The 6,477-nt window shown below is 68.4% G+C and carries 4 protein-coding genes; all 4 read left to right on the top strand.

Translation table 11 applies throughout. The features are described from left to right. The coding region (locus C8J46_RS15035) for a transposase (RefSeq protein ID WP_207894191.1) at window positions 1–592 on the top strand (592 nt) is incomplete at its 5' end. A gap of 931 nt (window positions 593–1,523) precedes the next feature. Next, window positions 1,524–3,269, top strand: a complete 1,746-nt coding sequence (locus tag C8J46_RS15030) for a type I secretion system permease/ATPase (protein ID WP_132740743.1) — start codon at window positions 1,524–1,526, stop codon at window positions 3,267–3,269. After that, window positions 3,266–4,639 (top strand): HlyD family type I secretion periplasmic adaptor subunit, encoded by a 1,374-nt coding sequence (locus tag C8J46_RS15025; RefSeq protein ID WP_132740740.1) that lies wholly within the window; start codon window positions 3,266–3,268, stop codon window positions 4,637–4,639. The genes C8J46_RS15030 and C8J46_RS15025 overlap by 4 nt, the downstream gene beginning before the upstream one ends. After that, window positions 4,629–6,224, top strand: coding sequence for a TolC family protein (locus tag C8J46_RS15020; RefSeq protein ID WP_132740737.1), 1,596 nt, complete (start codon window positions 4,629–4,631; stop codon window positions 6,222–6,224). Before C8J46_RS15025 ends, C8J46_RS15020 begins: the two co-directional genes overlap by 11 nt. Window positions 6,225–6,477 lie beyond the last annotated feature (253 nt).

The raw sequence follows: 6,477 nt of genomic DNA, 5'->3' as shown, positions 1-6,477 counted from the left end.
CCGGCTGATGTTGCTGCACGAAACTGGGCGCCTCGCGTTCTACGGCAGGCTCGCGCACCTCGCCGACCGGCGTGCATTCCTGCGGCACCTGTCCCTGGTCAGGAAGAAGCGCTGGGTTGTCTACGCCAAGCCGCCGTTTGCCGGCCCCGAGACGGTGCTCGCCTATCTGTCGCGCTACACGCACCGCGTTGCGATCTCGAACAGCCGGATCCTGCGCTTCGACCAGACCGGCGTTACCTTCCGCTATAAAGATTATCGCCGGGGTGGCGCCGACCGCCAGCAGGTCATGACACTGACCGCCGACGAGTTCATCCGCCGCTTCCTACTCCACGTCCTGCCGAAGGGCTTCCACCGCATCCGCCACTATGGCCTGCTGGCAGGCGCCACCCGCAAGGCGCATCTCGAAAGAGCCCGCGAACTGCTCGGGGTCGCACCGCCCGCGGCGTCCGACGCACGAGCCGAACCGGACGACATCCGGCCGCCATGCCCGTGTTGCGGCGGGCGTATGGTGGTCATCGAGACCTTCCTTCGCCAGCGCCAGGCCCGCGCTCCACCGGCTCCTGCGCCGTTATCCGGGATACAGGCGTCGTGACCCGGCACGGCCAAGGAGTTATCTATCTCGCAGGGCTCGTGCTTGCGGAGACGATGTTACCTGCGCCGATAGCCATCAGAGGGGCGGCCACACCGAGCAAAGCCGCGCTGTCCGCGCTGGCGAACCCATCATGCTCACCCGGATTCGGGCGGTCTGCTTTCAAGCCCGCGCCTACATCTGCCGTGGCGCTGGTCACCAAGACCGGCCGGAAACCGAAAACCCCATAGCGCATCGCCTGCGGCCCGCGGGTTCGGGCTTCCAAGACTTTCGTACGCCTGCCGGCATCCGAAACTCTTCAGGAAAGCGGACCGGCCGTTTTCGAGCAGCGATCACCGTAACCGGACGTTCGTTCAGACTACGGGCAGGGGGCGAATCCAACTTTTGGTGGAAACCAAACTGGCTTCTTTCGAGCGGCGCTCACCGTAACCGGCGCTTCGTTCATGCGGTCGGGTAGGGGGGGACCTCAACCAGATCGGCGCTCGCATGGCGCTTAGCGCTCGAATGATTAAGCTTGATGGAGATATCGGTATCCGCGGTGTTGTGGAAGATCGTCGTCGAGATGTCTGGACTAGCAAGGAGTGCGAACTAGAGGGCTTCGTTCGCCAACGTTTGGCCAAGTGTTAGACCGTTGTATTTGAAGTGATTCTTGTCTTAAGCTGTCTTCGCTATTCCGACATGCAGTGGTCGCTGTACGCGAGGTAGTCGAACACCGGGGCGATCAGCGAGACGGGGCCTTAGATATGTTCGCCAGTGTAATGATATCTCGATTGAAAAGCCGTAATTGCCTGCGGCATACCGAGAACGGTGTGGCGGCAGTTCATTCGGATCTTCTCGAATTGCCGCTATCGGACAACCCGCTTGTCGGGTGTCCCCGACGATCGCAAGTGCCTGCGAAACCGTTCGTTTAACCTTTGGCGGCTAAGCGGACGGCATGCCGACGTCCTTCTCCGCGCCTGCGACGGCAACGTCCGGGCATCGCCAGAATGCCCTGGCCAACGCCGTTCGGGGGTGTCGACGCCATCTCGTCTTCGCCGCGGTGTTCTCAGGGCTGGTGAACGTCCTGTACCTCGTCCCGTCGATCTTCATGCTTCAGGTGTACGACCGTGTGGTGCCGACGCGCGGCGGTGCGACCTTGCTGTTGCTGACGCTGATCCTGGTGCTGTCGCTGATCGTGTTCGCGATCCTCGACGCGGTGCGGATGCGGCTGCTGCTGCGCGCGAGCACGCGGCTCGAACGTCAGGCCGCGCCGGGCATATTGCTGCGGATTCTTGGCACCGATGGCGCGACGATCGGCCAGCGTAGCCAGGCGATGCGCGATTTCGATACGGTGCGCGGCACGCTGACCGGGCCGACGATCATCGCGCTGTTCGATGCGCCCTGGGCACCGATCTATATCGGCATCGCGTTCCTGCTCCATCCGTGGATCGGTGTGCTGGCGCTGGTCAGTGCGCTGCTGCTTGGCGGGATCGCGATTGCTAGCGACCGCGTCACCGCCGCCGCGGCGCGCGACACGCATGCGCGCGCGGTGTTGGCGACACGCGAACAGGACGTGTCGATCCACGGATCGGAGGTTGTGCGAGTGATGGGCATGCGCAACGCGCTGATCACCCGCCACCTGCTCGAGCGTGCCGAACTCGTTCGCCGCCAGTCCGCGCTAGCCGGCACCGCAGGGCAGTTCCTCGCGATCACCAAGTTCCTCCGCCTGCTGCTCCAATCGTTGGCGCTGGCGCTGGGGGCGCTGCTGGCGATCCGGCAGGATATCTCGGGTGGGGCGATCTTTGCCGCGTCACTGTTGCTCGGGCGCGCGCTCCAGCCGGTCGAACAGATCCTCGGCGCGATGAAGCCGCTCGCCGCCGCGCGCAACGCCTACCGCGATCTCGATGCGTTCTGCGCGATGCCGGGGCCGTCGCTCGATGCGACCACGCTGCCGACGCCGGTCGGCCGGATCGACGTGCGCGGCGTCACCGTCCGTGCCGAGGGGACCGACCGAGCGCTGCTGTCGGACATCAGTTTCGCGATCGAACCCGGCGAGATCGTCGCGCTGGTCGGCCCGAGCGGGGCGGGCAAGTCGACGCTGCTCCGCGTGCTGTCGGGGGCGCTGTCGCCCGACACCGGCGAGGTCCGGATCGACGGCGCGAGCCTGGCCGACTGGAACCGCGAACAGCTCGGCCGTCACGTCGGGTACATGCCGCAATCGCCGTCGCTGTTCCCGACCTCGGTCCACACCAACATCTCGCGGTTCCAGTCGGTGCTGGCGGGCGAGAGCGATCAGCTCGACGCCGCGGTGGTCGAGGCGGCGCGGGCGGCGGGCGCGCATGAGGTGATCCTCGGGCTGCCCAACGGCTATGCGACGATGCTGAGCATGGCAGACGGATCGGGGCTGTCGGCGGGGCAGAACCAGTCGGTTGCGCTGGCGCGCGCGCTGTTCGGGACGCCGACGATCCTGTTCCTCGACGAGCCCAACGCGCATCTCGACAGCGATGGCGAGGCGCGGCTGGTGACGACGCTCGCGGCACTGCGCGCGCGCGGCGCGACCGTGATAGTCTCGACGCACCGCACCGGGCTGCTCCAGGCGGTCGACAAGATCATGGTGCTGCGCGGCGGCACGATCCAGCTGTTCGACGAACGTGCCAAGGTTGTTCGACCGCATGTCGCCGCTGCGGGAGGCGTACGATGATTCCCGCCGAACTGGCGAGCCCGGTTCCTTCTGCGGGCGGCGCGAGCCTCGCCGATCGCCTCCGCCTCGATGACTCGCCTCGTCACGCGATCCTCGTCGGCGGGATCGTCGCGATCCTGTTCTTCGTCGTCGGGCTTGGCTGGGCGGCGTTCGCGCGGCTCGATGCCGCGGCGGCGGGCGAGGGGCAGGTGGTCGTCGCGGGCAATCGGCAGACCGTCCAGCACCGCGAGGGCGGGATCGTCGCGGCGATGGCCGCGCGCGACGGCCAGCACGTCCGCGCCGGCGACATCCTGTTCCGGCTCGAAGGCACGGAAGTGACGGCGAGCGAACGCGCGCTGGCGGCGAGCGTGATCGATCTCCAGGCACAACGCGCGCGGCTGGAGGCGGATGTTCGCGGCGGCGCGATCGTCTGGCCCGCCGAGTTCGCCTCCGCGCAAGGCGACGACCGCCGCCTCGTCAAGCGGGCGAAGTCGCTCCAGATCGCACAACGCACCGCGCGCTCGGCAGCGCTGGCGGCGAACGGCGCGGTGCTCCGCCAGCAGGCGGCGACCGTCGCGCAGCAGACCACCGGGTTCAACGCACAGGCGCAGGCGACCGCCCGCCAGCGCGCCTCGCTCCGCCAGCAGCTCGAGAGCACGCGCACGCTCGCCGACCAGGGCTATGTCTCGCGCAATACCGTGCGCGCGATCGAACGCTCGATCCAGCAGCTCGAAGGCACCGACGCCGACTATGTCTCGCGCTCGGCCGCAGCGCGCGAACAGATCGGCCAAACCCGCGCGGAGGGCGTCCAGACGCGCCGCAAATATATCGAGGACAGCGCCACGCTGCTCCGCGACACGCAGTTCCAGCTGAACGAGGTCATGCCGAAACTCGCCGCCGCCCGCGAGCAGTTGGCGCGGACGATCATCCGCGCGCCGGTCACCGGCCGCGTGGTCGGGCTGCGCGTCTTCTCGGTCGGCGGCGTGATCCAGCCGGGGCAGGCGATCCTCGACATCGTCCCCGACGCCGCGCCTTTAGTGGTGCGCGCGAACTTCTCGCCGAGCGATATCGACGGCGTGTTTGCGGGGCGCGAGGCCGAGGTGAAGTTCCTGTCGTTGCACGAACGCGACCTGCCGATCCTGCTCGGTACGGTCCGCACCGTGTCCGCCGACTCACTGCGCGACGAGCAGACCGGCCACAGCTATTTCAGCGCGGAGATCACCGTGCCGCGCGACCAGATCGCCAAGATCGAGGCGGTGCGGGGGCGCGACACCGGGATCCGCGCAGGCGTCCCCGTCACCGTGCTGGTCAAGCTGCGCTCACGCACTGCGCTCGACTATCTGCTCGATCCGTTGACCGAAGCCTTTTCCAGGTCGCTCCATGAACGCTGACATGATCCGCTTCGCCGCCGCACTGCTGGTCGCAACGCCGGCGGTCGCGCAGACGGCGCCGGAAACGCAGGTCGCTGCACCCGAAACGCTGGGACAGGCGATCGCCGACGCCTATCGCACCAATCCGTCGCTGGAGGGGCAGCGGGCACAGCTCCGCGCGCTCGACGAGCAGATCGTCCAGGCCGGCGCGGCCTACCGGCTGACCGCGGGCGTTAACATGACGCTGCAATACCAGTCGCAGGATCAGCGCGGGCTGCTCGGCGATTTCGCGGTCGCGCGCGGGCGGACGATGGGGGCTACGCTCACCGCGTCGCAGATCCTGCTCAACGGCGGGCGCACCGCGGCGCAGGTCTCGGCCGCCGAGGCGACCGTGCTCGCCGGCCGTGAGCGGCTGCGCGAGGCGGAAAACGCGATCCTGTACGAGGTCGTCGACGCGTTCGTATCGGTCCGCCGCGATCAGGCGTTGGTGGCGATCCAGCAACGCTCGCTCGAGTCCTACGGCCGGCAGGTGACGCAGGCGATCGCGCGCGAACGCGGCGGCGACCTCACCCGCACCGACATCGCGCAGGCACAGGCGCAACGCGAGATCATCCGCGCTCAACTGGCGCAGGCGACGGTCAATCTCCAAGCGAGCCGCGGCCGGTTCGCCGCGGTGGTTGGGCGCAATCCCGGCACGCTGTTGGCGCCGCCGACGCTGCCGGGGCTGCCCAACTCGCTCGATGCCGCGTTCGCGATCGTCGAGAAGGAGAGCCCGACGCTGTGGCAGGCGATTCTCGCGACCAAGGCGGGCGACGCGCGGATCGCCGCGCAACGCGCCGAGCGCGCACCGATCGTCGCGCTGTCGGGCAGCTATGGCTATGCCAGCCCCTATACCTATCAGGTGCGTGATCTGGGCGCGCAGGCGAGTGGCGCAGTGACGCTGACGATGCCACTGCTGAGCGGCGGCGTGATCGGATCGCGCGTCCGCGCTGCCGTCGCCGAACGCCAGCAGCTCGGGTTCGAGGTCGAGACCGCACGGCGCACGGCGCTCGCCAATGCGCAGAACGCTTGGAATCAGGCGGTCGCGGGCGGCGAGCAAATGACCGCGGGGCAGCGCGCGACCGAGGCGGCGGAGTCCGCGCTCACCGGTGTCCAGCGCGGGTTTGCGGAAGGCTTTCGCTCGAATTTCGAGGTGCTTGATTCCGAACAGCGCCTGCTCACCGCGCAACTCGTCTTCGTCAACGCGACCTACGGCGCCTATGCCGCGGAAGCGCGTCTGCTGGCGACGCTCGGCCGGCTCCAGGCGGCAGCGATCGACCAAGGCGTGCCGGCCTATGATCCCGCGCGCAACACGCGGCGGGTGCGCGCGCAGACGTTCGGCCCGTTCGACCCGATCCTCGCGCCGGTCGATCGCGCGCAGGTGCCGAGCAGCCGCACGCGTGCCGCGCCGATCGTCGCCCCCGCCACCGATACGCGGATACGCCCTGCGATCGTCGAGGCCTTGCCCGGCCCGCTCGGCGCCACCCTCCCGATCGCAACGATCCCCGTACTGGCGACCCCGGCAAGCGCCGACCTGAGCGACGCGGTCGTGACCGGCGGGGCCTGAGCCGCCGCGCGACATCCTCCGTCATCCTGACGAAAGTCAGGACCCCGAGCTAAAGGGAACAACACCTGTAACCCTGGGTCCTGACTTTCGTCAGGATGACGGGAGGGGCGCCAGCCCCGCACGCCCGCAATCCTCCCCCGGCACGGAGAGGTGGCGCCGAAGGCGACGGAGGGGGCGGACACGGACCGCGCGTCATCGTTTCCTCCCCCTCCGTCTGGCAAAGGCGTCAGCCACCTCCCCCTGGCGGGGGAGG

Origin of the sequence: Sphingomonas sp. PP-F2F-A104-K0414 (genome assembly GCF_004340945.1) — a bacterium.
Taxonomy (GTDB): domain Bacteria; phylum Pseudomonadota; class Alphaproteobacteria; order Sphingomonadales; family Sphingomonadaceae; genus Sphingomonas.
Note: the sequence above shows the minus strand (reverse complement) of the source record. Positions and strands in the feature narration are given on the sequence as shown.